Source organism: Hymenobacter negativus (assembly GCF_016056375.1).
Taxonomy (GTDB): domain Bacteria; phylum Bacteroidota; class Bacteroidia; order Cytophagales; family Hymenobacteraceae; genus Hymenobacter; species Hymenobacter negativus_A.
This window is the reverse complement of record NZ_JAEDAE010000003.1, coordinates 285,276-309,809: the sequence shown is the minus strand read 5'-3', so window position 1 is coordinate 309,809 and position 24,534 is coordinate 285,276. Positions and strand designations below refer to the sequence as shown.

Annotated in this window: 28 protein-coding genes; 12 read left to right on the top strand and 16 right to left on the bottom strand. The window is 59.5% G+C overall.

Going from position 1 to position 24,534, the window contains the following annotated elements:
• Positions 1-12: 12 nt before the first annotated feature.
• The 7 genes from I7X13_RS09350 to I7X13_RS09320 all read right to left on the bottom strand — a co-directional run bounded on the left by I7X13_RS09350 (position 13) and on the right by I7X13_RS09320 (position 4,754).
• Positions 13-798 carry a DUF2490 domain-containing protein gene (locus I7X13_RS09350; RefSeq protein ID WP_198067775.1) on the bottom strand — a complete coding sequence of 262 codons (786 nt, stop codon included), beginning with the start codon at positions 796-798 and terminating at the stop codon, positions 13-15.
• A gap of 90 nt (positions 799-888) precedes the next feature.
• Positions 889-1,530: a hypothetical protein gene (locus tag I7X13_RS09345; protein ID WP_198075273.1), complete on the bottom strand. Its 642-nt coding sequence runs from the start codon at positions 1,528-1,530 to the stop codon at positions 889-891.
• 13 nt (positions 1,531-1,543) lie between these two features.
• On the bottom strand, positions 1,544-2,263 hold the full coding sequence (locus tag I7X13_RS09340; RefSeq protein ID WP_198075272.1) for a hypothetical protein: 720 nt from the start codon (positions 2,261-2,263) through the stop codon (positions 1,544-1,546).
• Positions 2,263-2,658, bottom strand: coding sequence for a GntR family transcriptional regulator (locus tag I7X13_RS09335; protein ID WP_198067772.1), 396 nt, complete (start codon positions 2,656-2,658; stop codon positions 2,263-2,265). Before I7X13_RS09335 ends, I7X13_RS09340 begins: the two co-directional genes overlap by 1 nt.
• 12 nt (positions 2,659-2,670) lie before the next feature.
• Positions 2,671-3,447 (bottom strand): hypothetical protein, encoded by a 777-nt coding sequence (locus I7X13_RS09330; protein ID WP_198075271.1) that lies wholly within the window; start codon positions 3,445-3,447, stop codon positions 2,671-2,673.
• The gene (locus I7X13_RS09325; protein ID WP_198075270.1) at positions 3,431-4,288 is read right to left on the bottom strand and encodes an ABC transporter ATP-binding protein; all 858 of its coding nucleotides are present in this window, start codon (positions 4,286-4,288) and stop codon (positions 3,431-3,433) included. Before I7X13_RS09325 ends, I7X13_RS09330 begins: the two co-directional genes overlap by 17 nt.
• Positions 4,289-4,436: 148 nt before the next feature.
• Positions 4,437-4,754 carry an SHOCT domain-containing protein gene (locus I7X13_RS09320; protein WP_198075269.1) on the bottom strand — a complete coding sequence of 106 codons (318 nt, stop codon included), beginning with the start codon at positions 4,752-4,754 and terminating at the stop codon, positions 4,437-4,439.
• A 15-nt stretch (positions 4,755-4,769) separates the two neighbouring features.
• Between I7X13_RS09320 and I7X13_RS21465 the strand changes: the two genes are divergently transcribed.
• Complete coding sequence (locus I7X13_RS21465; RefSeq protein ID WP_233454728.1) at positions 4,770-6,017, top strand: hypothetical protein; 1,248 nt, start codon at positions 4,770-4,772, stop codon at positions 6,015-6,017.
• 121 nt (positions 6,018-6,138) lie between these two features.
• On the opposite strand, the gene I7X13_RS09310 is transcribed toward I7X13_RS21465, so the two are convergent.
• The 7 genes from I7X13_RS09310 to I7X13_RS09280 all read right to left on the bottom strand — a co-directional run bounded on the left by I7X13_RS09310 (position 6,139) and on the right by I7X13_RS09280 (position 12,359).
• A complete protein-coding gene (locus I7X13_RS09310; protein ID WP_198075268.1) occupies positions 6,139-7,197 on the bottom strand; it encodes a glycoside hydrolase family 53 protein in 1,059 nt (352 codons plus the stop codon).
• A 131-nt stretch (positions 7,198-7,328) separates the two neighbouring features.
• Positions 7,329-7,625, bottom strand: coding sequence for a HigA family addiction module antitoxin (locus tag I7X13_RS09305; protein WP_198075267.1), 297 nt, complete (start codon positions 7,623-7,625; stop codon positions 7,329-7,331).
• A 7-nt stretch (positions 7,626-7,632) separates the two neighbouring features.
• Positions 7,633-7,914: a type II toxin-antitoxin system RelE/ParE family toxin gene (locus tag I7X13_RS09300; protein ID WP_198075266.1), complete on the bottom strand. Its 282-nt coding sequence runs from the start codon at positions 7,912-7,914 to the stop codon at positions 7,633-7,635.
• A gap of 122 nt (positions 7,915-8,036) precedes the next feature.
• On the bottom strand, positions 8,037-8,555 hold the full coding sequence (locus I7X13_RS09295; RefSeq protein WP_198075265.1) for a hypothetical protein: 519 nt from the start codon (positions 8,553-8,555) through the stop codon (positions 8,037-8,039).
• 5 nt (positions 8,556-8,560) lie between these two features.
• Positions 8,561-10,189 carry an acyl-CoA carboxylase subunit beta gene (locus I7X13_RS09290; RefSeq protein ID WP_198075264.1) on the bottom strand — a complete coding sequence of 543 codons (1,629 nt, stop codon included), beginning with the start codon at positions 10,187-10,189 and terminating at the stop codon, positions 8,561-8,563.
• Between the two features lie 175 nt (positions 10,190-10,364).
• A complete protein-coding gene (locus tag I7X13_RS09285) occupies positions 10,365-11,369 on the bottom strand; it encodes an MlaD family protein (protein ID WP_198067765.1) in 1,005 nt (334 codons plus the stop codon).
• Between the two features lie 126 nt (positions 11,370-11,495).
• Positions 11,496-12,359 (bottom strand): N-acetylmuramoyl-L-alanine amidase family protein, encoded by an 864-nt coding sequence (locus I7X13_RS09280; protein WP_317191555.1) that lies wholly within the window; start codon positions 12,357-12,359, stop codon positions 11,496-11,498.
• Between the two features lie 79 nt (positions 12,360-12,438).
• Here I7X13_RS09280 and I7X13_RS09275 point away from each other — a divergent pair, with 79 nt between their 5' ends.
• From I7X13_RS09275 to rplS, 9 genes are all read left to right on the top strand, one after another.
• Positions 12,439-15,630 carry a putative LPS assembly protein LptD gene (locus I7X13_RS09275; protein WP_198075263.1) on the top strand — a complete coding sequence of 1,064 codons (3,192 nt, stop codon included), beginning with the start codon at positions 12,439-12,441 and terminating at the stop codon, positions 15,628-15,630.
• 144 nt (positions 15,631-15,774) lie between these two features.
• A complete protein-coding gene (gene panB, locus I7X13_RS09270) occupies positions 15,775-16,590 on the top strand; it encodes a 3-methyl-2-oxobutanoate hydroxymethyltransferase (RefSeq protein ID WP_198067763.1) in 816 nt (271 codons plus the stop codon).
• A 251-nt stretch (positions 16,591-16,841) separates the two neighbouring features.
• Positions 16,842-17,552 carry an RluA family pseudouridine synthase gene (locus tag I7X13_RS09265; protein WP_198075262.1) on the top strand — a complete coding sequence of 237 codons (711 nt, stop codon included), beginning with the start codon at positions 16,842-16,844 and terminating at the stop codon, positions 17,550-17,552.
• A gap of 261 nt (positions 17,553-17,813) precedes the next feature.
• Positions 17,814-18,605, top strand: a complete 792-nt coding sequence (locus tag I7X13_RS09260; RefSeq protein ID WP_198067761.1) for an acyl-CoA desaturase — start codon at positions 17,814-17,816, stop codon at positions 18,603-18,605.
• An 88-nt stretch (positions 18,606-18,693) separates the two neighbouring features.
• Positions 18,694-19,131: a DUF2846 domain-containing protein gene (locus I7X13_RS09255; RefSeq protein ID WP_198067760.1), complete on the top strand. Its 438-nt coding sequence runs from the start codon at positions 18,694-18,696 to the stop codon at positions 19,129-19,131.
• A gap of 130 nt (positions 19,132-19,261) precedes the next feature.
• A complete protein-coding gene (locus tag I7X13_RS09250) occupies positions 19,262-19,798 on the top strand; it encodes a 30S ribosomal protein S16 (protein ID WP_198075261.1) in 537 nt (178 codons plus the stop codon).
• A 96-nt stretch (positions 19,799-19,894) separates the two neighbouring features.
• Positions 19,895-20,467: a ribosome maturation factor RimM gene (gene rimM, locus I7X13_RS09245; RefSeq protein WP_198067758.1), complete on the top strand. Its 573-nt coding sequence runs from the start codon at positions 19,895-19,897 to the stop codon at positions 20,465-20,467.
• 64 nt (positions 20,468-20,531) lie between these two features.
• On the top strand, positions 20,532-21,206 hold the full coding sequence (gene trmD / locus I7X13_RS09240; protein ID WP_198067757.1) for a tRNA (guanosine(37)-N1)-methyltransferase TrmD: 675 nt from the start codon (positions 20,532-20,534) through the stop codon (positions 21,204-21,206).
• A gap of 179 nt (positions 21,207-21,385) precedes the next feature.
• Complete coding sequence (rplS, locus tag I7X13_RS09235) at positions 21,386-21,769, top strand: 50S ribosomal protein L19 (protein ID WP_198067756.1); 384 nt, start codon at positions 21,386-21,388, stop codon at positions 21,767-21,769.
• 108 nt (positions 21,770-21,877) lie between these two features.
• Here the strand turns inward: rplS and I7X13_RS09230 are convergent, their stop codons facing one another.
• Together I7X13_RS09230 and I7X13_RS09225 are read right to left on the bottom strand one after the other, a co-directional pair.
• On the bottom strand, positions 21,878-22,282 hold the full coding sequence (locus I7X13_RS09230; protein WP_198075260.1) for a hypothetical protein: 405 nt from the start codon (positions 22,280-22,282) through the stop codon (positions 21,878-21,880).
• Between the two features lie 159 nt (positions 22,283-22,441).
• Positions 22,442-23,149: a hypothetical protein gene (locus I7X13_RS09225; RefSeq protein ID WP_198067754.1), complete on the bottom strand. Its 708-nt coding sequence runs from the start codon at positions 23,147-23,149 to the stop codon at positions 22,442-22,444.
• 276 nt (positions 23,150-23,425) lie between these two features.
• Between I7X13_RS09225 and I7X13_RS09220 the strand changes: the two genes are divergently transcribed.
• Together I7X13_RS09220 and folE are read left to right on the top strand one after the other, a co-directional pair.
• A complete protein-coding gene (locus I7X13_RS09220) occupies positions 23,426-23,833 on the top strand; it encodes a 6-pyruvoyl trahydropterin synthase family protein (protein ID WP_198075259.1) in 408 nt (135 codons plus the stop codon).
• A complete protein-coding gene (gene folE, locus I7X13_RS09215; RefSeq protein ID WP_198067752.1) occupies positions 23,826-24,485 on the top strand; it encodes a GTP cyclohydrolase I FolE in 660 nt (219 codons plus the stop codon). Before I7X13_RS09220 ends, folE begins: the two co-directional genes overlap by 8 nt.
• Positions 24,486-24,534: the final 49 nt, after the last annotated feature.

Here is a 24,534-nt window from a genome sequence, read left to right as displayed (position 1 = left end):
GCCGCCCGGCTCCTAATCCTGCTGCGAGGGCAACTGCTCAGTGGCCGGCACCGCCGAGCGGCGCGCCAGCTTGTAGGTCACGGCCAGCACGAGGTTGTTTTTGGCCGAGTTTATCTGCGGAATGAACTGGCCCGCCCGGTAAGCCGGCAGGTTGTAGTTGGCCTGGTTCACGAAACCCAGTTGCAGAATGAAGCGCGCCGTGGGCTGGTAGCCCAAGCCGCCATACACCCGGTTGCGCTCAAAAGTCGGCCCTTTGGGATTGAGAAAAATCTCATCGTAAGCCGATAAAAACCAGGTGCCCGCCGCAATGGTCGGCTTATTCAGCGGGTAGAATGCGTTGAGCCGATAGCGCAGCCGCTGCCGAAACGCGCTGCTGTCGTTGCGAAAGTCCAGCCAGCGCTGCTCGATGCGGTAGCGGTGCTCCAGCTTCAGGCGCTTCGAGAATTGCGTCAGGGTCAGTTGTTCCCAGAGGCGCTTTTCCACGTTCAGAGGGCCGGCGCTCAGGTCCTGGTAGTCGGCCGTGACGTAGCGGCCGCCGCCCACCAGCACCGAGAAATTAGGGTCGATGTCGTAGCTCACGCCGGCTTTCAGCTCGTGGTAGAAATACTGACTGAACACGCCGTTGGTGCGAGCCTGGGCTTCGGCGTAGCCGCCCAGCTTGTGGTCGGCGGTGCCCGGCAGTATCACGGTGCCGATAAACCAAGTGCCCCAGGGCTGGGTGGTGTTGGCCTGGGCCCGGGCCGCCAGCGGGCCCGCCAGCAATAGCGGCAGCAAGCCGGCAAAGACGTGTTTGCGCATACAGCATCGTCCGGTCAGGCAATTATTACCGCTATTCCGGACCGGTAAATATATCAACCCGATGGGCTGCTTGGTGCCGGGCGGCTTTAACTACCCGGCGCTCATCTGCGGTTGCCGGGCCGCGAAGTAGCGCCGCCGCCACGCCACCAGCAGCCCCACCGCGCCCACCAGCCCGCACACGCCCAGCCACAGCAGCATATTGTAGCCATCCGTAAAAGCCCGGTAGCCGGCCGTGAAGACGAACAGCCCCGCCCCCACCGCCTCCCACAGCCGGCTCTCAAACAGCGGCGACGTGGTTTCGGGCACGGCGGGCTGGTTCACCACCACGCGCAGGCGGTTCCAGTCCCAGGCCAGCAGCAGCAGGCCCGCCAGCAGCATCAGCCCGGTGATGATGGGCGTGCCCCGAAAGTCGTAGGACACAGTGATAACGAAGATGTTGGCCATGATGCTCACGTAGGCCAGCGCCCCCAGCAGGGCGAAGCGCTGCGTGAGCAGCAGCAGCCCCGCCAGCAACTGCGCCCAGCCAATGAACTGCCAGTACAGCCCCGACTGGTACATCATATCAAAAAAGTGGCCGACACTGTGCGCCTCCGCCGTATCCGAAATCTGCGTGAAGCGGTGCCCCTTGATTTTAATCAGACTGGCAAACACAAACGCGCCACCTACCAAGTACCGGGTGTAAATAATGCCTAGCTGCAGCAGCAGCGAGTGTTTCAGGGCCTGGCGAGTCATGGCGACGGGCGTATTATTTCAGGCTCAGCCCCTGCGCCGCCGCCCCGCCAAAGGTGACCGTGGCGCTGTCCGAAAACTGGTAGCGCAGCTGCGGGATTCTCGTTTTCAGGGAAAGCTTGCTTTGGTGCTCGATGGCCAAGTTGGCGGCCTGGATGTTGTTATTGCCGGCTATTTCCAGCGTGGGCGCACTGCCAGCCACCGTCCCGGCCTCGGCGCGCAGCTGCCGCAGGTTGTTGCTTTCCAGCGTCACGGTGCCGGCCCAGTGCTGGCTTAGGCGCAGGCTGTCCTGGTTGAAATTGCGCACCACCACCTCTCCGCCGGGGCTGTTACGGTGGTCTTTGCGCTGGGCCGGCGGGTAAGGCGCGTCCGTGGTTAGTTGCAGCAGCTGCGGGCAATAGATAATTACATGCGGCTGCCCCCCCAGGAAATGCTCTTCTTTGGGGTCGGTGAGCGTCACGGCCAGGGTCCGGCCGTGCTGGCGGAGGCGCACGTATTTGGTGGCCTCCTTATTTACCCACACCCCCGCCGGGCCGGCCTCAATCTTCACCCGGAAGTAGAGCCCCGCCGGCACTTCCACGAAATCAAAAGCGGTGCTGGCTTGCTTGGTGAAGTTCTGCAGCGGGTCTTTGTAGTGCCCGGTGCGGTACTCGGCGTGCAGGGCGGCATCATAGGTGACCAGCGAGCCGAGCACCAGAGCCACGGCGGCCACCAAAAGCTTGTTACTGGTTTTCATCAGGCAGGCGTGGAAAGGGGTTGGGATTGGGGTTGAGCGTTTTTAAATTCCTCGTAGCGGCGCTGCACTTCGGGCAGGCCAATGCCGAGCAGCAACATGGTGCCGAACACCTCCGGCAATTCTTGGCTCAGAAACCGCTCGCGGCGGGCGGCCTGCACCTGCTGCACGGCGGCGGGCGCCACAAAAAAGCCGATGCCGCGCTTGTTGTACAGCACCTCCTGGCTTTGCAGCAGCTCGTAGGTGCGCATCACCGTGTTGGGGTTCACCTGCAGGTCGCCGGCCAGCTCGCGCACCGACGGTATCTTGCTGTCCGTCGGCCACTTGCCCCGCATTATCAGCTCGCTCACATACCCGGCAATCTGCAGGTAAATGGCCTCATTATCTTTGAATTCCATGATGTACTTCCCTTAAATCTGCTTCTCCGTCACGCGCAGGTAGGCCGCCGCCCAGGCCAGCAGCATCATTCCCAGTGGCACCAGCGCAAACCAGCTCATCTGGGCGTGGGGCAGCTGCAGCACATGCCATTCTTTGCCCTCGCGCAGCGTCATTTCCGAAAATGGCATCACCGTGTTCAGCTTCTGCCCCACTAGGGCCTGCATCGCCTGGAAATTGAGGGCCACCACCACCACGGCCGCCAGCAGCACCCCAAAGGCCGTGCGCACAAAATGCTGCCTCACGAAGAAGATGCTGCCCCACAAAAACACCGAATTCACCACCGCGTACACCACCAGCGACCAGTAGAGCCGGCTCTCGCTCGAAAACAGCTGCACCATTTTGGCCGGTTGCCCGTCGCCGCTGTGCAGCTGCAGCACCAGGCTGTCAATCAGGAAAAAGCAGCCCACGTACACGGCCAGAAAAATCGGCAGCGAGTAGAGCCAGCCCACCAGATATTTTTCCCAGTGCGAAGCCGGCAGCATCAGCGCCGCCGTGGCCTGCTTCTTGTTGCCGAACGAGGCAAAAACAGTGCTCGTGAAAAACGAGCCCGCCGCCAGCAGCCCCATCGTGAAAATCACCTGCTGAATGTCCGGCAGCAGCGGCCCCGACGACATGTACGCAATGAACCCCAGCACCAGCCCAATGCCGCCCAGCAGCACGCCCGTGGCCAGCAGGTAGCCGCCGGCGTGCTCGGTGGTGTGCTTGTTGAACAAGCGACCGAAGCGCGAAAAATCAAAGAACTGGCTCATGGGTGGGTTGCTTTTGAGATAAGTAAGAAGTCAGGGCGGGCGCCTCGCCCACCAGCGCATTGAACAGCAATTCCAAATCGATGCGGCCGGCCACTCCGCTGCGGTTGGGCCGAATCACCTGCGCGCCCCGCACTGATTCTTCGGCGTAGAGGTCGGCGCCGCTCGCCTCCGGCACCGTGGCAAACGTGAGCCGCTCGGCCAGCTCGCCCAGGTCGGCATTCAGCACGATGCGCTGGCCGTGCAGCACCACCACGGTATCAATCAGGCTTTCCAAATCGCGCACCTGGTGGGTCGAGATTATCAGGCAGCGCTCCTCCGTGAGGGCCGTGGCCATGAGCTTACGAAACTGCGCTTTGCTTGGAATGTCAAGACCATTGGTGGGCTCGTCCATCACCAGCAGGCTGGTGTTGGCGGCCAGCGCGAAGGCAATCATGAACTTCTTCTGCTGCCCGAAGCTCAGCGCCGGGAGCACCGCCTGGGCCGGCACCTCAAACTCGGCGAGGTAGTACGCCAGCGCTTCGTGGTCGAATTTCGGGTAGAAGCCCGCCGTTTGCTCCACGAATTTCGCCGCCGTCACGGCCGGCACGTGGATTTCTTCGGGCAGGAAAAACAGGTCGGCCAGCACGGCCGGCAGCCGCCGCGCCGCTGGCTGCCCCAGCACCTCGCAGGTGCCGCCGTCCGGAAACGCCAGCCCCACCATGTTCTTGAGCAGCGTGGACTTGCCCGCGCCGTTCTTGCCCAGCAGGCCGTAGATGTGCCCGCGCTCCAGCGCCAGGTCGAGGTGTTGGAAGAGCGGGCGCTTGCGGGAGTACCCAAAATGGAGGTTGCGGATGTTGACCATATACACGCTTGTCTAGTGTATTATTGTTCTAGTACACTGCAAACATAGAACACAAATTCTCAAACCAACAAATTTTATTTTTGAGCCAATAAAAAAAGCCCGTTCCTGTTAGGGAACGGGCTTTTTTATCAAAACGAATTGCCTTCAACTAAAAGTTGGCCAGAATATCATTGCGGCGCTCGTCATACTCCGCTTCCGTGATGAGGCATTTTTGCAGCAGGCTTTTCAGCTCCCGCAGTTGCACCAGGGTGCGGTTGGGCGTGGAGGGAGCCACAGCGGGGGCGGCCTCCGCCTCAGCGGCTGAGGCCATGCGCTGGGCGCACTGGCTGCAGGTACCGCCAAGCACCGGATGGCCATGTTCGCAATATTCCTTTTTATAAATCATATCTATATTACTGAACTTCAAATATCCATAATTCTCATTGCCAAGTACAAAGTCCAAAAATTTCTTTTCGGCTGAATTCATATTATCTTCACTGCCGTGCCACGCCTCCCCCTACCCTTGCAGGCTGCCCTGCGCGAAGCCGTTGCGGCCCGCTTCGGCCAGCCGCTGCGCTACCCCAGCCACTGCGACGCCCTTGAGCTGGAACTGCAGCAAAACGCTGCCACTGCCGGCCGCCGCCTGAGTCCCAGCACCCTGCGGCGGTTCTTCGGCCTGGTCGACAAGGAAGGCGGCTACCACCTGCACACCCTCGATACCCTGGCGCGCTATGCGGGCCACGCCGATTTTGCTGCCTTTGGCCAATCGGTGTCGGGGCTGGCGATGCAGGAAACCTATGCCCCGGGCGCAGCCACCGACATTCCGGAGCTGCTGGCGATAGAGCAGCTGGCTTACCCCGAACGCCTGCTGCTGGGCTATTTTCTGGGGCGCATCACGCGGCCGGCCCAGCCCGGGGGAGCCGCTGCCCCGCTGGCCCTGCAGCTGGCTACGCACCCGGCAGGCCAGGAATTCTACGTGGAATCGTTCGTGGACCTGGCCCACCTCACCGGCGCGTTTGGCGAAGTGCTGACCACCTACCTGCAACACAAGCACACGCCCGAGGCCCAGCTGTTTGGCAATGCGGCGCTGTTTCTGGCCGAGTTTCTGGCCGAGGACGAGCCGGCCTGGCGCCGACGGCTGGCCGTGGTGCGGGCCCTGCCCGTGCCGCCCGAAGTGCACGCCTTCCCCCAGGGCCGGCGGGCATTTGCCGAGATAGTGACGGCCTGGCACGACGCGCCCGACCACGTGGTGCCACCCGCGCTGCTGGCCCACATCCGGCAGGAAGCCGCCGCTGTCCCGCGCACGCAGGTACCCCAGGCCCCGCTGCCGGCTTTCTACAACTTATTTCCGGCCGGCTACCACTTTTTTGTGGCCGAGGGGCTGTTTCTCACCGGCCAGTTTCCGGCCCTGCTCGACTGGCTGAGCTTTACCAACAGCGAATTTCCCGAGCTGGCTCGGTTGGAAACCAATGTATTCGACCAGCTCATGCGTGCCTTCCAAGCCGTGGCCGAGCTGCGCACCGGGCTCATCAGCGCCCGCGCGCCGCACCTGCATTTGCTCTTCAACCTGGAAACCAACAGCTGGCTGCTCGACTATTTCCAGGTACACATCTGGCTGGTGGAGCTGCACTTCGCCGTCGGCACCGATACGGCCGAAGAAACCCGGCTCCGCAGCCACATTAAGGAGTTTGCCACGCTGTACGGCATGCCATTTTTTGAGCGGGTGGCCGGGCAGATTGGGACGGCTTAAATGAACATTGTTTAGCAGGTAGCCGGCCTGGCACCGCCTAGCACACGCTACAGCTCCCCAAAAATGACCGAGCCTGACGCCCTGGCACGCACTACAGCGCACGCCAGAGGCGCCGGAAGGCTTACTTAGCGCCTTTTGCTGGCTTGGCCGGGGCGGCCCGAAAGGCCTTGAGGGCGGGCGAGGGCTTGCCGTCGTCGCCCCAGGCGCAGAGCTGGTAGCCGCTCCAGCTTTTGGCGCCCTCGGGCTCCCAGTAAAACACGCCCAGGCCCTTGTGCTGGGGCACGGCGCGCACGGCCTGCTGGGTAGCTATCAGCATATCGTAGGTGTTTTGCACGGCGGTGTAGTCGTTGCCCACTTCAGCCACCACCACTTCCTTACCGGGGTAGCGGGCTACCATGTCGAGCAGGTTGGCGCGCAGGTTGGCAATGGAGGCCGTGTAGTCCTGCTTGAGCCAGTAGGGGTAATACGACATGCCAATGACGTCGAACTTGCCGCCGTTGGCGGTGAGCTTATCGAAGAAGTCGCGGTACATGGCGTTGTCGTTGCCGCGGTCGAGGTGCACGATAACCTTGCTCTTGGGGCTGGCCGCCTTCACGGCCTCATAGCCTTTGTTGATGAGTTGGGTCAGCTGTGGGAAGTTTTTGGTGCTGCCTTCGGGCCAGAGCATGCCACCGGGAATCTCGTTGCCCACCTGCACCCACTCGGGCGTTACGCCGCTCGCCCGTAGCGCCTTCATTGTGCTGAAGGTGTGGTCGTACACATCGGTCAGGAGCTGGGGCAAGGGGTGGCTGGCCCAGGCGGCGGGCTTGGCCTGCTTGCCCGGGTCGGCCCAGGTGTCACTGTAGTGGAAATCAATCATCACCCGAAAGCCCAGTTCGGTGGCCCGCTTGGCCATCGTCACCACTTCGGCGGGGCTGCAATGCCCGCTGGCTTTATCGTCGGATGGATTCACGAACACCCGCAGCCGGATGGAATTGATGCCCTGCGCTTTGAGAATGGCAAAGCAGTCTTGGGCCACACCCTGCTCGTTGCGAAACACGTAGCCGGTGGCTTCCATCTGCTGCAGCCAGCCTACGTCGGCGCCTTTAGCAAATGCCTGCGCGGCGCCCTTGGGAGCGGAAAAGGCGGTGGTGCACCAAGCGGCGCCCAGCAGCAGGACGGTGCGGGAGAGGTGGTTCATGGCGATAAGGTGGGGGAACAAGCGGCAAAAATAGCCGGTACCGAGAGGCAGGTTTGCTTATGCTGTTGAGGATGGCTGGGAGGCAGAAGATTCCTAGGAATTAAGAATCAGTAGCACAAAAAAGCCGCTGGTCAGGCGGCTTCTGTTAACGGATGAACTACCTGCAGTTCGGCGAAGTGATTGGTTTGTTGTTCTTCCAGGTCATAATCGTTTTGCAAGCCTAGCCAGAACTTGGCCGAGTTTCCAAAATAGCGTCCCAGGCGCAGCGCTGTATCGGCTGTGATGCGGCGTTTGCCTTTCAGAATAGCCGCCACGCGGGTTTGGGGAATACGCAGGTCCTGCGCCAAGCGGTAGGCAGTAATGCGAAACTCGTTGAGAAATTCCTCTTGCAGAATTTTGCCGGGGTGAATGTTGGGAAGACGGTCCATAATCGTTTTAATGATAGTCAACAATATCAACCTCAGTGGCCTGGCCAGCGCTCCATTGAAAAATAATGCGCCATTGGTCGTTGATGCGAATACTATAAAAATCCTTGAGGCTGCCCGCCAGCTTTTCCAATCGATTAGCAGGCGGGATGCGCAAGTCGGCAATGTTCTGGGAGTTGTGAATCATCCGCAGCTTGCGCCGGCCAATCTTCTGCACCTCCAGCGGCAGCTTGGTCACCTGCTCACCCAGCCAAATTTGCTCGGTCTGTTTGGAACCAAATGATACAATCATACTTACGCCTTGCGTTACTAACGCCGAAGGTAAGCAATTGGTTTGATTGCGCTGACTAAGAACCTACGGCCGGACAGCAGCGATTAGGCGGTGGGCCTGCCTGCGCCATTGGAAACAGAGGGTTAATCCATAATCAGTACAGCCAGCCCTTCATTTCTCCAGATTTCAGCCAAAGCTCTAAGATTATTTAATTCATGCAATGAGGCAATTGTAATCAAACAACTCTCTTTAGACTTGTCCAGTCGGTGCACAAAACTCAATTTCCCCTTACCTGTGTGATTAGTGCGGCCCGCCCATTTGCCAGTATATCCATCTGATTCTATTGTCAGACTCTCCAAGGCAGCAACCAAAATTCCACGGCTTCCCAGAAACAGTTGTTTTTCCGATAAAGTGATAGAGTTTATGTCATTCATTTGGTAAATACTTATCCACCTGGCGGCAGCCATTAGCTTGAGTATTACCTGAACGCCGGTAAGAATTATTAAGAGACTTAGGCTCTTGGCGAAGAGAAGCGCATTTTGAAGCAACCGTCCCCAGACAAGAGAAAAGGCACTTACCAAGGTCAAGGCCGTTATCCACCCGGTAGCTATTGCAAACCACTTCTTCTTCGCTGCACGCGTGGATAAACGAACTTCTATCATCCGACTCACACCTGAATAACCCCCACATTGTACGCCTTCTCAATAGGCGCATGGTTGGCGGCGGCAATGCCCTCCGAAATCACTTTGCGGGTTTCCAGCGGGTCAATCACGGCATCGACCCAGAGGCGAGCGGCGGCATAGTAGGGCGAGAGTTGCTCGTCGTAGCGGGCCTTGATGCGGTCGAGTAGCTCCTTCTCGGCTTCGGGGGTGATGACTTCGCCCTTGGCTTTGAGGGAGGCCACCTGGATTTGCAGCAGGGTGTTGGCGGCCGCCGCGCCGCTCATCACGGCCAGTTGGGCGGTGGGCCAGGCCACGATGAGGCGCGGGTCGTAGGCTTTGCCGCACATGGCGTAGTTGCCAGCCCCGTAGCTGTTGCCCACGATGACCGTGAACTTGGGCACCACCGAGTTGCTCATGGCATTCACCATCTTGGCGCCGTCCTTGATAATGCCGCCCTGCTCTGAAACCGAGCCCACCATGAAGCCCGACACGTCGTGCAGAAACACCAGCGGGATGCGCTTCTGGTTGCAGTTCATGATGAAGCGCGCCGCCTTGTCGGCCGAGTCGGAGTAGATGACGCCGCCCATCTGCATACCGGTTTTCTTGCTCTTCACAATCTTGCGCTGGTTGGCCACGATGCCCACCGCCCAGCCATCGATACGCGCCAGCCCGCAGATGAGCGTCTGGCCGTAGAGGTCCTTGTAGGGCTCAAACTCCGAGTTATCGACCAGCCGACTGATGATGTCCATCATGTCGTAGGGCTTCACGCGGTCGGCGGGCAGCAGGCCGTAGATTTCCTGCTCGTCCAGCGCCGGCTTGGCGGGCGTGGCGCGGCTGAAACCGGCCGTGGCCTGCCCGCCCATTTTGTCAAAAATGTTGCGGATATGCGTGAGGCATTCTTCGTCGGTGTCGAACTTGTAGTCCGTCACGCCCGAGATTTCGGAGTGCATGCTCGCGCCGCCCAGCGCCTCGTTGTCAATGGTTTCGCCGATGGCCGACTTCACCAGGTAAGAACCGGCCAGGAACACCGAGCCCGTGCCGTTCACAATCATGGCCTCGTCGCTCATAATGGGCAAATAGGCCCCACCGGCCACGCAGGGCCCCATAATGGCCGAAATCTGGACGATGCCCATTGACGACATCACCGCGTTGTTGCGGAAGATGCGGCCGAAATGCTCCTTGTCGGGGAAAATTTCGTCCTGCATGGGCAGGTACACGCCCGCCGAATCGACGAGGTAAATAATTGGGAGCTTGTTTTCGATGCTGATTTCCTGGGCCCGCAGGTTCTTCTTGGCCGTAATGGGGAACCACGCACCGGCCTTCACGGTGGCGTCGTTGGCCACCACCACGCACTGCCGCCCGGCCACATAGCCGATGACCACGACCACACCGCCGCCGGGGCAGCCGCCTTCTTCTTTGTACATGCCCTCACCCGCGAACGCGCCGATTTCGACTTGGTTTGCGCCCTTATCCAGTAGAAAATCAATCCGCTCGCGGGCGGTGAGCTTGCCTTTGGCTTTGTGGGCGGCAATGCGCTTTTCGCCGCCGCCGAGGGCTACTTTCTGGAGCTTTTGGGTGAGGTTGAAGCTGAGTTGCTTGAGCTGGTCTTCGTTGCGGTTGAAATCGACGTTCATCAGGAAAGCGCGGTGGGAATTTGGTGGGATGGGCACAAAAAAATCCGCCCGGGGGCGGATTTCAAAGGTACTGTAGGAACGCGCCATGGCGCGTGCCGTCGGTGGTCTGGTTCCGGCGAAGATGGTGCGGCCGCAGTCGCAGAGATGCAGCCGCCGAACGCGCCATGGCGCGTTCCTACTTCACCGTGGTCTTCTTTTCGGTTTCCACCACGGTGCCGTTCGGCCGGGTCGTGGTCGTTTCTACCTCGGTTTTCTTCTTGCTGCCACCGCCCCCGAACACCGAGAAATGCACGTAGCGCTTGGGGTTGGCCTTGAGGTCGGTGAGCAGCTCGTTGGAGCTGGCTGTGGTGGCCGCCAGGTTGTTGTAGAGCGTGGAGTCGTGCAGCAGCTTGCCCATCGAGCCTTTCTGGTCGCTAAGGGCGGTGTTTAGGCTTTGCACGGTGGTTTGGGCATCGGCCAGGGTCGAGTTGAGGCGGCGCAGGGCGGGGCCTACGGGGGCGGCTTTCAGCGAGTCGGAGAGTTGTGAGAAATTCACCGCAATTCTATCGAGCTTGCCGGTGGTCTTGTTCAGGGCCGAACTCATCTGGGCCAGGTTGCGGGTGATGAGCGCCACATTGGCCTGGTTGGCAATGATGAGCTTTTGCAGGGCCTCGGTGCTGGCGCGCGCGCCCTGCAGGGTGCCCTGAATGTTGGTCTGGGCATCCTTGTTCAAAAAACCATTGATGTGGGCCAGCGTGGCGCCTACGGTATCGAGCACGGGCAGGGCCTTGGCCTGGAAGGCATCGGCAATGCTGGACGGCGTAACAGTGCGGATTTCTTCGCCGCCGGTGTAGTTCTTCGAGTTTTTGCCCAGCGTAAGGGTAATGGCCTTGGAGCCCAGCAGCGAGCCGCCCAGGCTGGCCGTAGTGGAGTCGCCCACTACCACGCCTTTGTCCAGCTCCAGCGCCACGCGCACCGTGTTGCCCTTGTCGGGCTGCAGCTCCATGCTTTTCACCTGGCCTACTTTGATGCCGTTGAGGGCCACCATGGCGCCCACGTTCAGGCCATCAACCCGCGGATAAGTGGCGTAATAGGTGTGGTCGGAGGAAAGCACATTGCTGCCCCGCAGGAAATTATAGCCAATAACAAGCGCGGCAATGGCGACGATGGCGAGGAGCGCCACTTTTATTTCTTTAGACACGAGAAGTGAATGAGTAAATGAGTAGATGAGTGAATGAAAGGAAGACGGAGAAAGAGCTAACAAAAACCAGCGGAAATCGGCCGGGCCATTCGCTTATTCGGTTAGTCGCTCATTCACTCATTAAAATCAGCCGCCTTCCAGCTCGCGCTTGTATTCGCGAAAGGCGCGGTAGATGCCTGCGGCCATATACGATTGATTGGCTTTATCGTTGAGGTAACGCTCTTCGGCCGGGTTGGTGAGGAAGCCCGACTCGATGAGGACCGAGGGCATGGTTGACTTCCAAAGCACCAGAAAGCCGGCCTGCTTCACACCGCGGCTGGGGCGGCTCACGCTGGTGCGCAGCTGCCGGTCAACGCGCTGGGCAAAGCGCAGGCTGTTGGTGATGTAGGCCGACTGGAACAGCGAAAACAGGATGTGGCTTTGGGGCGAGCGGGGGTCGAAACCGTCGTAACGGGTTTTGTAGTCCTTTTCTTGGAGAATTACCGAGTTTTCGCGCTGGGCCACGCCCAGGTTGGCGTCGGTTTTGTGCAGGCCCATGGTCCACACTTCGGTGCCGTGGCTCTGGCTGGGGCCAGCGTTGCAATGGATGGAAATGAACAGGTCGGCGTGGTTGCGGTTGGCGATGGCAGCGCGCTCATCAAGCTCGACAAACACGTTGGTTTTGCGGGTATAAATCACCTTCACGTCGGGCAGGTTTTCCTCAATCTGCTTGCCCAGGGCCAGGATGAGGCTCAGGGCCACATCGGCTTCGCGGGCGCTGGCCCCAGCGCAGCCCCGGTCTTTGCCGCCGTGGCCGGCATCGAGCACTACCGTGCGCAGGCGGTAGCGGTAGCGGTAGGGCGCATTTGCATTTTCAGGAGCGGCTGAAAGCGCCGAATCGGGGGCGACGCGGGCGGAGTCGGCTGGGGTTTGGGCCTCCGCTTTCCACTCGCCGCTGCCGGCGCCCAGCAATAGCAAAGCGGCACTGGCCAGGATGACAATAATCCGCACGTTGTTCGTTGAAGGGGCGGTAGCGACCTGCTACCTTTGTAGAAGCCCCAAAAGTAAACGATTTAACTGCTACTATACTTTGCCAGTTTGGTTTGGCCTTCGTTCCGAAGCTGATTTCCGGCCCGCGCCGCGTCGCCGCACCGGCTTTTTATGGGCCTATCCTGCCCTGTCCGGCCTCCTGTTTCTACTGCTGACCGGCCTGTCCGGCACCGCCTGGGGCCAGACCGGCCCGCCCGCCCAACCCAAGCCCAAAACCGCGCACAAGGCGAAAGTGCAGGCCCGTAAGGCGCGGGTGAAGGCCATTTTGGCGGCTCCTACCAGCCAGGGCGACACCACCACCGTGGCCCGCCCCAAAGCCATTCCGGCGGCCAAGCCTGGCCAGCGCGCCGGCTCGGCCCCTACCCCGCCGGTGCGCAATATATCCGTCGACCCGCGCGACCCCGTGGGGCCGCCCCCGCCCGGCGTGCGCAACACCGGCCAGGCCCGCATACCCGGCGCCTCGCGCAAGCCCGTGCCCGATACGCTGGCCCGCCCTAGCGGCTTGAATTCGCCCTCCGACACCAGTCGGCTGGTGAACGGGGTGCGCCGCACCAGCGACTCGCTGAAAGTGGCGGCCCAGCCCAAAGGTCAGATTGAAACCACCATCAACTACAAGGCGCAGGACTCCATCCAGTTCGATGTGACGCAGAAAGTAGCCAAGCTTTACAACAAGTCGAGCGTGACGTATGGCGAAACCGACCTGAAGGCCTACCTCATCACCATCAACTACGGCACCAACACCATGCAGGCCGACGGCCGGCTCGACTCGCTGAAGCACAAGCTGGAAGGCCGGCCCGTGCTCAAGGACAAGGGCGGCCTGTACACGGCTGGCAGCATTGCCTACAATTTCAAGAGCAAGAAGGCTAAAGTAACCGAGGCCGTGACCACCCAGGGCGAAGGCTACGTGAGCGCCGCCACCATCAAGCGCATGCCCAACGGCGACATCAACGGCCTGCTGGGACGCTACACTACCTGCAACCTGGAGCACCCGCACTTCTACATTCAGGCCAAGAAGATGAAGGTGATTCCGGGCGAGAAAGTGGTGACCGGGCCGTTCAACCTCGTCATCGGCGACATTCCTACGCCGCTAGGCTTCCTGTTCGGTTTCTTCCCGACGCCGAATAAAAGCCGGGGCTCGGGCGTACTTATTCCCACCTTCGGGCAGGCCGCCGACCGGGGCTACTACCTCACCAACGGCGGCTACTACTTCGCCCCGAACGACTACATCGGCATTCGCCTCACCGGCGACATCTACGCCGGCAACGCCCAGACCTGGGGCGGCTTCGGGGCCACCGCCGATTTTTCGTACCTGAAGCGCTACACCTACCAGGGCAATTTCAACTTCCGCTTCTCGAACCGGCCGCTGAACCCCATTCTGGCCACCGACGCCCTCACGACCACGCCGGTTTACATCAAGCCGCCGTCGTCCAACTCGTTCTGGGTGACCTGGAACCACACGCCGGTGCCCAAGCCCGGCGGTGGCCGCTTCACGGCCAGCGTGAACGCCGGCACCAGCAGCTTCAACAAAGTGAACAGCCTCGATGCCCGCCGCTACCTGTCCACGCAGTTCAGCTCCAGCATCGGCTACTCGAAGCAGATTCGGAACTCGCCCTGGAACTACGACATCAAAGTGAGCCAGAGTCAGGGCACCGACGGCAAAATGACTTTCGTGCTGCCCGACATTAGTGTGGGCCTGGCCCGCCAGTACCCCTACCAGTGGTTCGGCATTCAGCCGGGTGCGGGCGGCAAGCTGGGGGCCAGCACCTACGAGCAGTTCACCTTCAGCTACAACCTCACGGCCCGCAACGAGCTGAGCAACGTTCTGCCGGCCCGCAGCCTGAGCAACGGCCTGCCGCTGCTGGGCGGCACCAGCACGGAAACTAACATTCCGATAAGTTTCGCCAACATCGGCCGGCTGCTGGCCAACTCCCGCAACGGCATTCAGCACCAGTTTGGCATCGGGCTGGGGTCTTACTCGCTGGGGCCGCACCTCAAGCTGAGCCCGTCGGTGTCGTACAGCGAAGTGTGGTTTACTCAGAAGCTCAACTACAGCTACAGCCCCGTGGCCCAGGCCGTGCGCATCGACACCACGCACGGGTTCAACCGCGTCTACGGCTATTCGGCGGCCCTGAGCCTGAACACGACGTTCTACGGCACCATCGTGCGCAAAGGCACGCATAAAATTCAGGCCATTCGCCACAAAGCCACGCCCAGCCTGAACTACGCCTACGCCCCCCCCCTAGACAAGAACACCGACGTGTACCCACTGGGTGCCAACGTATTGAATGGCTACACCAACCAGTTCGGCCAGACTTTATACGCCAATAACCCCACCGACGCAGCGTTCCTCAACAGCTACGCCTTCAATAACTACAGCAACTTCCTGTATTCGGTGCCTGGCGGCGCCCGCCAGAGCCAGATTTCCTTCAGCCTGCAAAACTCGGTGGAAATGAAGGTGCGCGATTCCAAAGACACTACCGGCCTCAACCCCTTCAAGAAAGTGAGCCTGATTGACGGGCTCGATTTCAACATCGGCTACAATTTCGCCGCCCTCCCCGGCGTCCAGAAACTCACGCCGCTGAACGTAATTTTCCGCACCCAGGTCGCCAAGAAGCTCAGCCTCAACAGCGGCGCCAGCTTCGAGGCGTACCAACGCGACAGCCAGGGCCGGCCCATCAACAAATTCCTGTTCGAGGCCGACCCACGCAAGCTGCTGCGCCTGGCCTCGGCCACTTTCCAGACCAATTACACCTTCAACCCGGCCAGCGGCAAGAAGAAAAGCGCGGTGCCCCGCGCCGTGGCCCCCGCCAACAACCCCAGCCTGGGCGCGGTGGGCCCCAACTACTACGCCGACTACGTCGATTTCGACATTCCGTGGGAGCTCAACCTCTCGTACTCGGCCGGCTACACTACCAACGCCGTGCCTCTTACCTCGGAATACCTTCGCAAAAACCAGCGCCCGCCCCTGCTGGCCCTCAACACCATTCGGGCCGACGGCTCCATCAAGCTCACCGAAAACCTGCGTTTCACCACCGGCTTTGGGTATGATTTCACCAGTCAGGCCGTGACGTTCCCCACGGTGTCCTTTTTCCGTGACCTCCACTGCTGGCAGATTAACGGAACCTGGATTCCCTTCGGCCAGCTCAAAGGCTATAACTTCACCATCGCGGCCAAGAGCAGCCTGCTGCAGGACCTCAAGCTGAACCGCAACCGCTACGCGCAATACCAGTAGGCTCGGGCCAGGCAGTGCATTTCGTTTTCAGCCCCTGCGCTTCGGCCAGGGGCTTTTTGCTGGACGCCCGGCGCGGGCTAACGAAATTGTTGCCAGCTTTGCCCCGCCAAACGGCCTTTTACCTCGCAAACCTGCCTGCCCGCCATGTCTCAGCACAAGGAAGTCAAACTCATCACCACCCACCAGATGCTCGCCATGAAAGAGCGGGGTGAAAAAATATCCATGCTCACGGCCTACGACTACTCGATGGCCCAGATTCTCGACGGCGCGGGCGTCGATGTGCTGCTCGTGGGCGATTCGGCCTCCAACGTCATGGCCGGCCACGAAACCACCCTGCCCATCACCCTCGACCAGATGATATACCACGCCCAGAGCGTGGTGCGCGCCGTGAAGCGGGCCTTTGTGGTGGTCGATATGCCCTTCGGCTCCTACCAGGGCAATTCGTCTGAGGCGCTGCGCTCGGCCATCCGCATCATGAAGGAGTCGGGCGGCCACGGCATCAAGCTCGAAGGCGGGGCCGAGATTAAAGACAGCATCACGCGCATTCTCACGGCCGGCATTCCCGTCATGGGCCACCTCGGCCTCACGCCGCAGTCCATCTACAAGTTCGGCACCTACAGCGTGCGCGCCAAGGAGGAAGCCGAGGCTCAGAAGCTGCTCGAAGACGCCCGCCTGCTCCAGGAAATCGGCTGTTTCGGGCTGGTGCTCGAAAAGATTCCCGCTGCCCTGGCCAAGCAAGTTGCCGAGGAGCTCACCATTCCCGTCATCGGCATCGGGGCCGGCCCCGACGTGGACGGTCAGGTGCTGGTAGTGCACGACCTGCTGGGCATTACCAAAGAGTTCAAGCCCCGCTTCCTGCGCCGCTACGCCGAGCTGCACGATGTGATGACCGAAGCCGTGCAACACTACGTGGCCGACGTGAAAAGCCGCGAATTCCCAAGTAAGGAAGAAGGGTATTAATTTCCATTTGCCATTCTAAATGCATTAAAAGGCCTTCTCACGCTCGAACAAATCGTTCAGCGGTGAGAAGGCCTTCACTGCATTTAGGATGACAGCCACTACCCTGCGTACTCCCGTCCAGCGTCGTATCTTCGCCGCATAATCAGCAAGAGCGGAGCGCCTGGTGAGTGTGGTCTGACGACGTGCGGCAATGCCCCCGCGGGGCCCCGGCCCGCTCCTGCGAGTAACCCATTTCCGCTCGTTCCCACCGCGTGAATCGTCCCAACCTCTGGTCCGAAGGCAGAGAAATTCTGTTCGAAGACAACCACCTGCTCGTCATCAACAAGCCCGCCGGCATTCTCGTGCAGGGCGACGCCACCGGCGACGAGCCCCTCTCCAAAAAAGCGGCCGAGTACCTGCGCTTCAAGTACAAGAAGCCCGGCGAAGCCTTTGTGGGCGTATGCCACCGCATCGACCGGCCGGTGTCGGGCATTGTCATCCTGGCCAAAACCAGCAAGGCCCTGAGCCGCCTGAACGAGATGTTTCGGGACGACAAGATTCACAAAACCTATTGGGCCCTCACCGGCCGTCCCCCCGTGCCCGAAAGCGGCACCCTGGTGCACTGGCTGGTGAAGGACACCGTGCGAAACGTCACCAAAGCCTACCCCGAGAAGCACAGCCAGGGCCTGCGTTCCGAGCTGAAATACGAGCTGCTGGGCCAGGCCGGCAACCGTTATTTATTGCAGATTAATCCCGTCACCGGCCGTCCCCACCAGATTCGGACCCAACTGGCCACCGGCCTGGGCACGCCCATTGTGGGCGACGTGAAGTATGGCTTCATCGCCCCGCTGCCCGACGTGAGCATTGCCCTCCACGCCCGCCAGCTGCAACTGCAGCACCCCGTCACGAAAGAAGCACTGACGTTCACCGCTCCCCTACCCGATGCCCCCCACTGGGACGCGGCCCGCGAGTTTTATAGGTAAGCATCTGTCATCCTGAGCATTCTGCGAATCAAGCAGAGACGAAGGACCTTATCACGTTGCAACACAATGTTCAGCAGTGATAGGGCTCTTCGCAGCGCTTAGGATGACAGTACCACACTCATAGCGGATACGTGCAAGATTTTGGCCTTTCCGGACCGAAAATCCAGCTCCCCCCACCCCGGCCGTAATTTTGTATTGTCGCCGCTGAACCTAACCCAAGCCGTTTTGCTTGTGCCGTCAGCTTCTTCACAACAGCTTCACATGGCTATTCTGATTTTTTTTGTTGCCCATTATTATTTGTCCCTGTTCACGCAGACGTTCTATCTGCACCGTTACGCGGCGCACAAGATGTTCACGATGAACAAGTTTTGGGAGAAGTTCTTCTTCCTGTTCACCTACATCTGCCAGGGCAGCAGTTTCCTCTCGCCCCGGGCCTACGCGCTGCTGCACCGCATGCACCACGCCTACTCCGACACCGAGCTGGACCCGCACTCGCCTCACTTCTCGAACAACGCGTTCGACATGATGTGGAAAACCAAAAACATCTACAACGATGTGCTGAACCACAACTACGAGCTGGCTAACCGCTTCGAAGGCGAAATTCCGGAGTGGAAGCTCATCGAGAACATCGGCGACAAGTGGTTTTCGCGACTGGGCTGGGGCACGGCTTATGTGCTGTTCTACATCAATTTCGCTACGGCCTGGTGGCAATACCTGCTGCTGCCCATTCACTTCCTGATGGGGCCCATTCACGGTGCCATCGTGAACTGGGGCGGCCACAAATACGGCTACCAGAACTTTGACAACAACGACAAATCGATGAATACGCTGGCCCTGGACTTCCTGGCCTTCGGCGAACTATTCCAGAACAACCACCACAAGCTGCCCATGCGCGTCAACTTCGGCGTGAAGTGGTGGGAGTTCGACCCCACCTACGTCGCCATCTGGGGCCTCGACAAAGTGGGCATTATCAAGGTGAAACGCAAAAACATGAACCTGAACACAATTTCCAAATTGGCCAACAAGCCCAAGCGCGAAGCCGTGGCCGCGTAGTGGAATTGCCAAAGCGGAAAATCAAATTGGGGAGAAAGAAGATTTGTCGTTCATTTACGGCTTCATCTTCTTTCTCCCTTTCTTTTTTATGAAAAAATTGGTTCTCTTTCCAGCGGTTATCCTTTTTGCCGCGCTTTCCTCCGCATTTCGCCCGGCTCCTCCCGCCGATGGCACGGCAACTGTCTGCATCTACCGGGGGGGCCAGTTCATGGGAGCCTTGGCCAACTACGCCGTTTACATCAATGGCGAGAAAATCTGCAAACTGAGCAACGAGCGGTACATTGAGTATCAGGCAAAGCCCGGCACGCTGAACATTATGGCCAAAAACGGCGGGGTTGAAGTATTCAAAAAGGAAACCGGTCTGGAGCTGACCGTTGAGGCTGGGCACAAATACTACGTGCGCGGCGACATCAAAACCAGCATCACCCGGGCACGCATGGAGCTTTCGGAAGTAACCGAAAACACTGCCAAGCGCGACATGGCCAAGCTTACGCCCGACAACTGCCAGCAGACTACCAGCAAATAACGGCCGGTGTTGCACCGCGTTTTTTCGTGCTCGCGTTAGCTAATGCCCTGAACAAACGCTACCTTTGCACTCCCAATTTCGGGAAACCCTCACCCGACGGACGAGCTCCGTCACACAACCCCACCGGTTTATGGCAGTTAAAATCCGCCTCGCCCGCCGTGGCCGCAAAAAGGCCGCGACTTACGACATCGTAGTAGCTGACGCCCGCGCCCCCCGCGATGGCCGTTTCATCGAGAAAATCGGCACCTACAATCCCCAAACCAACCCCGCTACCATCAACTACGACGCCGACCGTGCGTTCTACTGGATGATGACCGGCGCTCAGCCCACCGACACCGTTCGGGCCATGCTCAGCTACCGCGGCGTGCTCTACCGTCGTCACCTGCAGCTGGGTGTTGACAAGGGTGCTATCACCCAGGAAGTTGCTGACCAGCGTTTCAGCGCCTGGAAAGAGGAGAAAGATGCCAAAATCGAAGGCAAGCGCACTGGCCTCGTTGATGCCAAGGCTACCGCCAAGAAAGCTGCTTTCGACGCCGAAACCAAGGTAAAAGAGGCTCGCGCCGAAGCTCAGCGTCAGAAAGCTGCTGCTCTGCTGGCTGCTAACGCTCCGGCTGCTGAAGAAGCTACCGAGGCTCCGGCCGAAGAGGCTACCGAAGCTGCCGAGTAGTATTCAGGCACCTGAAAACCAAAAGCGTTTGGGAGTTGTGAGCCGGACCGGCTGGCAACCCCCAAACGCTTTTTCGTTATCCCTTCCCCCACGACCATGACGCTCGACGAAACCTATCAGCTCGGCTACCTCATCAAAACCCATGGCCTGCGCGGCCACCTGGTAGCGCACTTCGATGTAGACGATGTTTCGGCTTACACCAAGCTCAAAACGGTGTACCTCACCCTGGCTGGCGCGCCCACCAAGCTGGTGGAGCACCAGGTTGAGAAAGTGCAGCCCCAGTCCGGCAACCGAGTGCTTATCAAGCTGCGCGGCATCGACCGCATCGAGGAAGCCGAACCTTTGCGTGGCTCCCAGTTGCACCTGCCCCTGGCCGCCCTGCCCGAGTTGGAGGACGACCAGTTCTATTTCCACGATGTCATCGGCTTCATCGTGGTTGATGAAAACCTGGGCACCTTAGGCACCGTGGAGAATTTCTACGAGCTGCCCCAGCAGGACATGCTGGCCATGCGCTACCAGGGCCAGGAAGTACTGATTCCGGTAGTGGATGAGCTAATCAGCCACGCCGACCATACCAAAAAGGAGATTTACGTGAACCTGCCCGACGGCCTGCTCGACGTGTACCTCAAGCCCGGTACCCGCCAGCAAGACGAAGCCGACGAAGCGTAATGCAGACCCTGTGAGTTCGCGCCCGAACGAACAAAATGCGGACTCGCAGAGTCCACGCTACACTATGAGAATTGACATCCTCACTTGCCTGCCGGAATTGCTGGTCAGCCCCTTCGCCCATTCCATCGTGAAGCGGGCGCAGGACAAGGGCCTGGCCGAAATTCACGTGCACCAGCTGCGCGATAAAGCCATTAACAAGCACGGCCAGATTGATGATTTCGTGTTTGGCGGGGGCGCGGGCATGGTGCTGCGCGTGGAGCCCATTGCCGCGTGGATGGACGAGCTAATGGCCCAACGCACCTACGACGCCGTCATCTACCTCACGCCGGATGGCGAAACCCTGCGCCAGCCGCTGGCCAACCGCCTCTCGCTGATGCAGAACGTCATCATGCTCTGCGGTCACTACAAAGGCATTGACGAGCGTGTCCGCCAGACCTACATCACCCACGAAATCAGCGTGGGCGACTACGTACTGAGCGGCGGTGAGCTCGGCGCGGCCATTTTGGTAGATGCCGTGGTGCGGCTGCTGCCGGGCGTGCTGGGCAATGAGGAGTCGGCCCTTTCTGACTCTTTTCAGGACGATTTGCTGGCCCCGCCCATTTATACCCGGCCCGCCGAGTGGCGCGGGCAGGCCGTGCCGGAAATCCTGCTTTCGGGCAACACCCCCAAAATTGAAGAGTGGCGGCACGACCAGGCCCTGGCCCGCACCCAGGCCCGACGCCCCGATTTGCTTTCGTAGCACATGCTTCAGCTTGTTTCTACGCACCCAGCTGTTGAATTAACAGCAAATCAGCGAACAAGCTGACCTTAGTTCTACAAAGCCCTTGTTATCATCACCGGAAAGCGCTATCTTTGCGCTCCGTTTCGATAAAATACTAATTCCCGACGGCGGCGCCGTCTTTCGCAATTTTCTCAGCCATGAGCGTACTACTTGACTTTATCCAGGCCGAATCGCAGGAGCGCCGCGCCAGCTTTCCCGACTTCGCCGCCGGCGACACCGTGAACGTGCACGTAAAAATCCGCGAGGGTGCCAAAGAGCGCATTCAGCAGTTCCAAGGCGTGGTGCTGCAGCGCCGCAACCCCAGCTCGAACGGCGAAACCTTCACCGTTCGCAAGATTTCGAACCAAATCGGCACCGAGCGTATCTTCCCCCTGCTGTCGCCCAACATCGAGAAAATCGAGGTAGTGCGTCGCGGTAAAGTACGTCGCGCCCGTCTGTTCTACCTGCGCGGCCTCTCGGGCAAGCAAGCTCGTATCAAGGAGCGTCGCCTGAACGTGGTAGCCAAAGCTCCCGTAGCGTAAGCACTCAACACAGCCTTCGGGTTGTTTGGAATAATAAAAAAGCCGGTTCCTCGCGAGGGACCGGCTTTTTTGGGTTTGAATCGCGCCATCGGACACTAACCGAACAAGTTAGTCGTGCGACGACATATCCTGCGGCACAGTGCCATCGGGCGCAGCCGAGCCGCCTCTCAGCTGCGCGGCCACGGCCGACAGCGTTTCGCCTAGCTTAGCTACACGCGGAGCGGTGTTGCCTTCTGCAAAGTTAGCGGCCTGGGTAGTGTTGGTACCCAGCCGGGCTAGCAACGGAGCAATCACGCTAACGTCGAGCGAGCCGCTGCCGAAGTGTGCTTTCAGGGCCTGCAGGTCGACTACCAACTGGTGGAAGGCGGGGTTGTTGGCCGCTTTCAAATCTTCAATCCAGCGCTGAAGCTGATTGTCCAGTCCGGCACGGTCGGTAGCTTCGGAAAGGTCGCCAGCGAGGAGGTGAATGGCGCTATCGAGGTGTACTTGGTTTTGAACTTCAGTCTTTTCCATGGGTGGGGCGTCTTAAGTTAGGTAATATGGCAGTAGCTACCGCCTTTATTACCAACGCAGTTGAGCCGGCAGGGTTGGCTGATGGGCAAACAAAAAGCCCTGCCGATGAGGGCAGGGCTTTTGTTGGTTAGCATATCGGTCAGGCGAGGTCGGCTGGCACTACTCAATTTTGTTCAGGCGGTCCTTCACAGCTTCGAGAGCAACGCGCATGTTCACAATGTCGCCACGGGCAGCCTCCTGCTCTTTCAGGTTGGTGTCGATGAGGTTGTTGAACTGCTGAAGCTCGGCGGCATTGGCGGCCAGCATCTGCTGGATTTCAATTTTACGGGCCTTGTTCTTTTCGATGTCCTTCTTGATGGTGTTGGCTTTCTCGATAACGGCCATGTGGTTGTTTTGCGAAGCAACCAAGGCGCGCTCAGCTTCCGAAATCTGCGACACCAGGTCTTCGCGGTACATCATGCGGGCGAAATCCTTCAGGTACTTCTCGGCCGATTTCCACTGCACGGGGGTAGACTCTTTGCCGAGGTAGGCGTTGCCGAGGTCAATGCTCCACCACACGGTGGTACCGGTGGGCGTCGCGTCAACCTTGCTGATAACACGAATCGGGTTGGGTGCAATTTCTTCGATAACCACACCGTCGAGCGTAATCACGCCCTTGGTGTTCTTCAGCTTGCTGCCAAATTTATCGCCTAGCTGCTTGAGCCAGGCGGCTTCCACGCGGCGGTTATCGAGCTGCATGCTCACCTGCTGGCCTTTGCGGGGAATGCTGTTGATTGACTTATCTGCTTCATCAACAGGGGATTTCTGGGCATAACTACCCAGCGTGGCCAGGCATATCAGGATTAGAACTAGTACGCTTCGTTTCATGGGAATAAAAACTTATGAAAGCATTAAAAATGGTCGGTCAAAAAGCCGTTGCGGGAGGTACCGTTGTCCGGCTTTTCAAATTTAGGACCTTTATTCTATGCAACTTCTGATGGACCGTACTTTTTTCAGAATAATGCCATTTTTGTTGATTTATTCATATCAGGGCCACATTAAATTCTACAAAAGTTTATTATTGCTACCCAGCTACCTCAGAATACTACCAGTGCGGGGCCACGCACCGCAACAAAATATCGGAATCCGAGGTTCTAGCCGCCTATGCTGATAACCGTTTGCCGCACCGAGCATTTCAACGCTGCCCACCGCCTGCACAATCCCGCCTGGGACGATGCCCACAACCAGCGGGTGTTTGGCAAGTGTAACAACCCGCATTTTCACGGCCACAACTACAACCTGACCGTGCGGCTGACCGGCGAAATCGACCCGGAAACCGGCTACGTGTACGACCTGAAGCGCCTGAGCGACCTCATCAAGCACGAAGTCCTCAACCGCTACGACCACCGCAACCTGAACCTAGATACGGAAGAATTCCGGAATCTAAACCCCACGGCCGAAAACATTGCCGTGGTAATTTGGCAGCGCCTGCGCCCGCACCTGGACGCGGCGCTGGCTCTGTCGGTCACGCTCTACGAGACGGACCGTAACTTTGTGGAATATCATGGATAACCTTTCCGGACCGGTTCCGGCCACCGACGCCCATTTGCCTGCGGGCCTGCGCACTCCTCTTCGCGATGACGCCTTCGTGCGCTCGGATGAGGACAAGATTACGGCCATCAGCGGCCACTTTGAGGCCATCATGCGCGAGCTGGGTCTCGACCTGACCGACGACAGCCTGGCGGGCACGCCGCGGCGCGTGGCCAAAATGTACGTGCAGGAGTGGTTCAAGGGCCTCGACCCGAAGAACCGGCCCGAGGTGCGCCTGTTCGACAACCGCTACGACTACCACCAGCTGCTGGTGGAACGCGACATCACGCTGTTTTCGTGCTGCGAGCACCATTTCGTGCCCATTATCGGGAAGGCGCACGTAGCTTACCTGCCGGGCAGCCACGTAGTGGGCCTGAGCAAGCTGAACCGCGTGGTGCAGTACTACGCGCGCCGGCCGCAGGTGCAGGAGCGCCTCACGCGCCAGATTGCGGAGGAGCTCAAGCAAAGCCTGGGCACCGACGACGTGGCCGTGCTCATCGAAGCCGACCACCTCTGCGTGATGAGCCGGGGCGTGAACGATACCAGCAGCTCAACGCTGACCAGTGAGTACGGCGGCCGGTTTGCCTCGGACGAAGCGCTGCGGCGGGAGTTTCTGCGGCAGATTGGGAAATAGTTCTTTAGCTATTAGCTGACAGCCATTAGCTAATAGCTTTTTGTGATTG

Bases quoted from the DNA above. Each gene is read 5' to 3' on its own strand.
- I7X13_RS09255 (WP_198067760.1), top strand. From the start codon at position 18,694: ATGAAAAAATTGGTTCTCTTTCCAGCGGTTATCCTTTTTGCCGCGCTT.
- I7X13_RS09340 (WP_198075272.1), bottom strand. From the start codon at position 2,263: ATGAAAACCAGTAACAAGCTTTTGGTGGCCGCCGTGGCTCTGGTGCTC.
- I7X13_RS09230 (WP_198075260.1), bottom strand. From the start codon at position 22,282: ATGGAAAAGACTGAAGTTCAAAACCAAGTACACCTCGATAGCGCCATT.
- I7X13_RS09250 (WP_198075261.1), top strand. From the start codon at position 19,262: ATGGCAGTTAAAATCCGCCTCGCCCGCCGTGGCCGCAAAAAGGCCGCG.
- I7X13_RS09320 (WP_198075269.1), bottom strand. From the start codon at position 4,754: ATGAATTCAGCCGAAAAGAAATTTTTGGACTTTGTACTTGGCAATGAG.
- I7X13_RS09310 (WP_198075268.1), bottom strand. From the start codon at position 7,197: ATGAACCACCTCTCCCGCACCGTCCTGCTGCTGGGCGCCGCTTGGTGC.
- I7X13_RS09335 (WP_198067772.1), bottom strand. From the start codon at position 2,658: ATGGAATTCAAAGATAATGAGGCCATTTACCTGCAGATTGCCGGGTAT.
- I7X13_RS09305 (WP_198075267.1), bottom strand. From the start codon at position 7,625: ATGGACCGTCTTCCCAACATTCACCCCGGCAAAATTCTGCAAGAGGAA.
- rplS (WP_198067756.1), top strand. From the start codon at position 21,386: ATGAGCGTACTACTTGACTTTATCCAGGCCGAATCGCAGGAGCGCCGC.
- folE (WP_198067752.1), top strand. From the start codon at position 23,826: ATGGATAACCTTTCCGGACCGGTTCCGGCCACCGACGCCCATTTGCCT.
- I7X13_RS09325 (WP_198075270.1), bottom strand. From the start codon at position 4,288: ATGGTCAACATCCGCAACCTCCATTTTGGGTACTCCCGCAAGCGCCCG.
- I7X13_RS09330 (WP_198075271.1), bottom strand. From the start codon at position 3,447: ATGAGCCAGTTCTTTGATTTTTCGCGCTTCGGTCGCTTGTTCAACAAG.
- I7X13_RS09220 (WP_198075259.1), top strand. From the start codon at position 23,426: ATGCTGATAACCGTTTGCCGCACCGAGCATTTCAACGCTGCCCACCGC.
- trmD (WP_198067757.1), top strand. From the start codon at position 20,532: ATGAGAATTGACATCCTCACTTGCCTGCCGGAATTGCTGGTCAGCCCC.
- panB (WP_198067763.1), top strand. From the start codon at position 15,775: ATGTCTCAGCACAAGGAAGTCAAACTCATCACCACCCACCAGATGCTC.
- I7X13_RS09260 (WP_198067761.1), top strand. From the start codon at position 17,814: ATGGCTATTCTGATTTTTTTTGTTGCCCATTATTATTTGTCCCTGTTC.
- I7X13_RS09300 (WP_198075266.1), bottom strand. From the start codon at position 7,914: ATGATTGTATCATTTGGTTCCAAACAGACCGAGCAAATTTGGCTGGGT.
- I7X13_RS09350 (WP_198067775.1), bottom strand. From the start codon at position 798: ATGCGCAAACACGTCTTTGCCGGCTTGCTGCCGCTATTGCTGGCGGGC.
- I7X13_RS09345 (WP_198075273.1), bottom strand. From the start codon at position 1,530: ATGACTCGCCAGGCCCTGAAACACTCGCTGCTGCTGCAGCTAGGCATT.
- I7X13_RS09295 (WP_198075265.1), bottom strand. From the start codon at position 8,555: ATGATAGAAGTTCGTTTATCCACGCGTGCAGCGAAGAAGAAGTGGTTT.
- I7X13_RS09225 (WP_198067754.1), bottom strand. From the start codon at position 23,149: ATGAAACGAAGCGTACTAGTTCTAATCCTGATATGCCTGGCCACGCTG.
- I7X13_RS09290 (WP_198075264.1), bottom strand. From the start codon at position 10,189: ATGAACGTCGATTTCAACCGCAACGAAGACCAGCTCAAGCAACTCAGC.
- rimM (WP_198067758.1), top strand. From the start codon at position 19,895: ATGACGCTCGACGAAACCTATCAGCTCGGCTACCTCATCAAAACCCAT.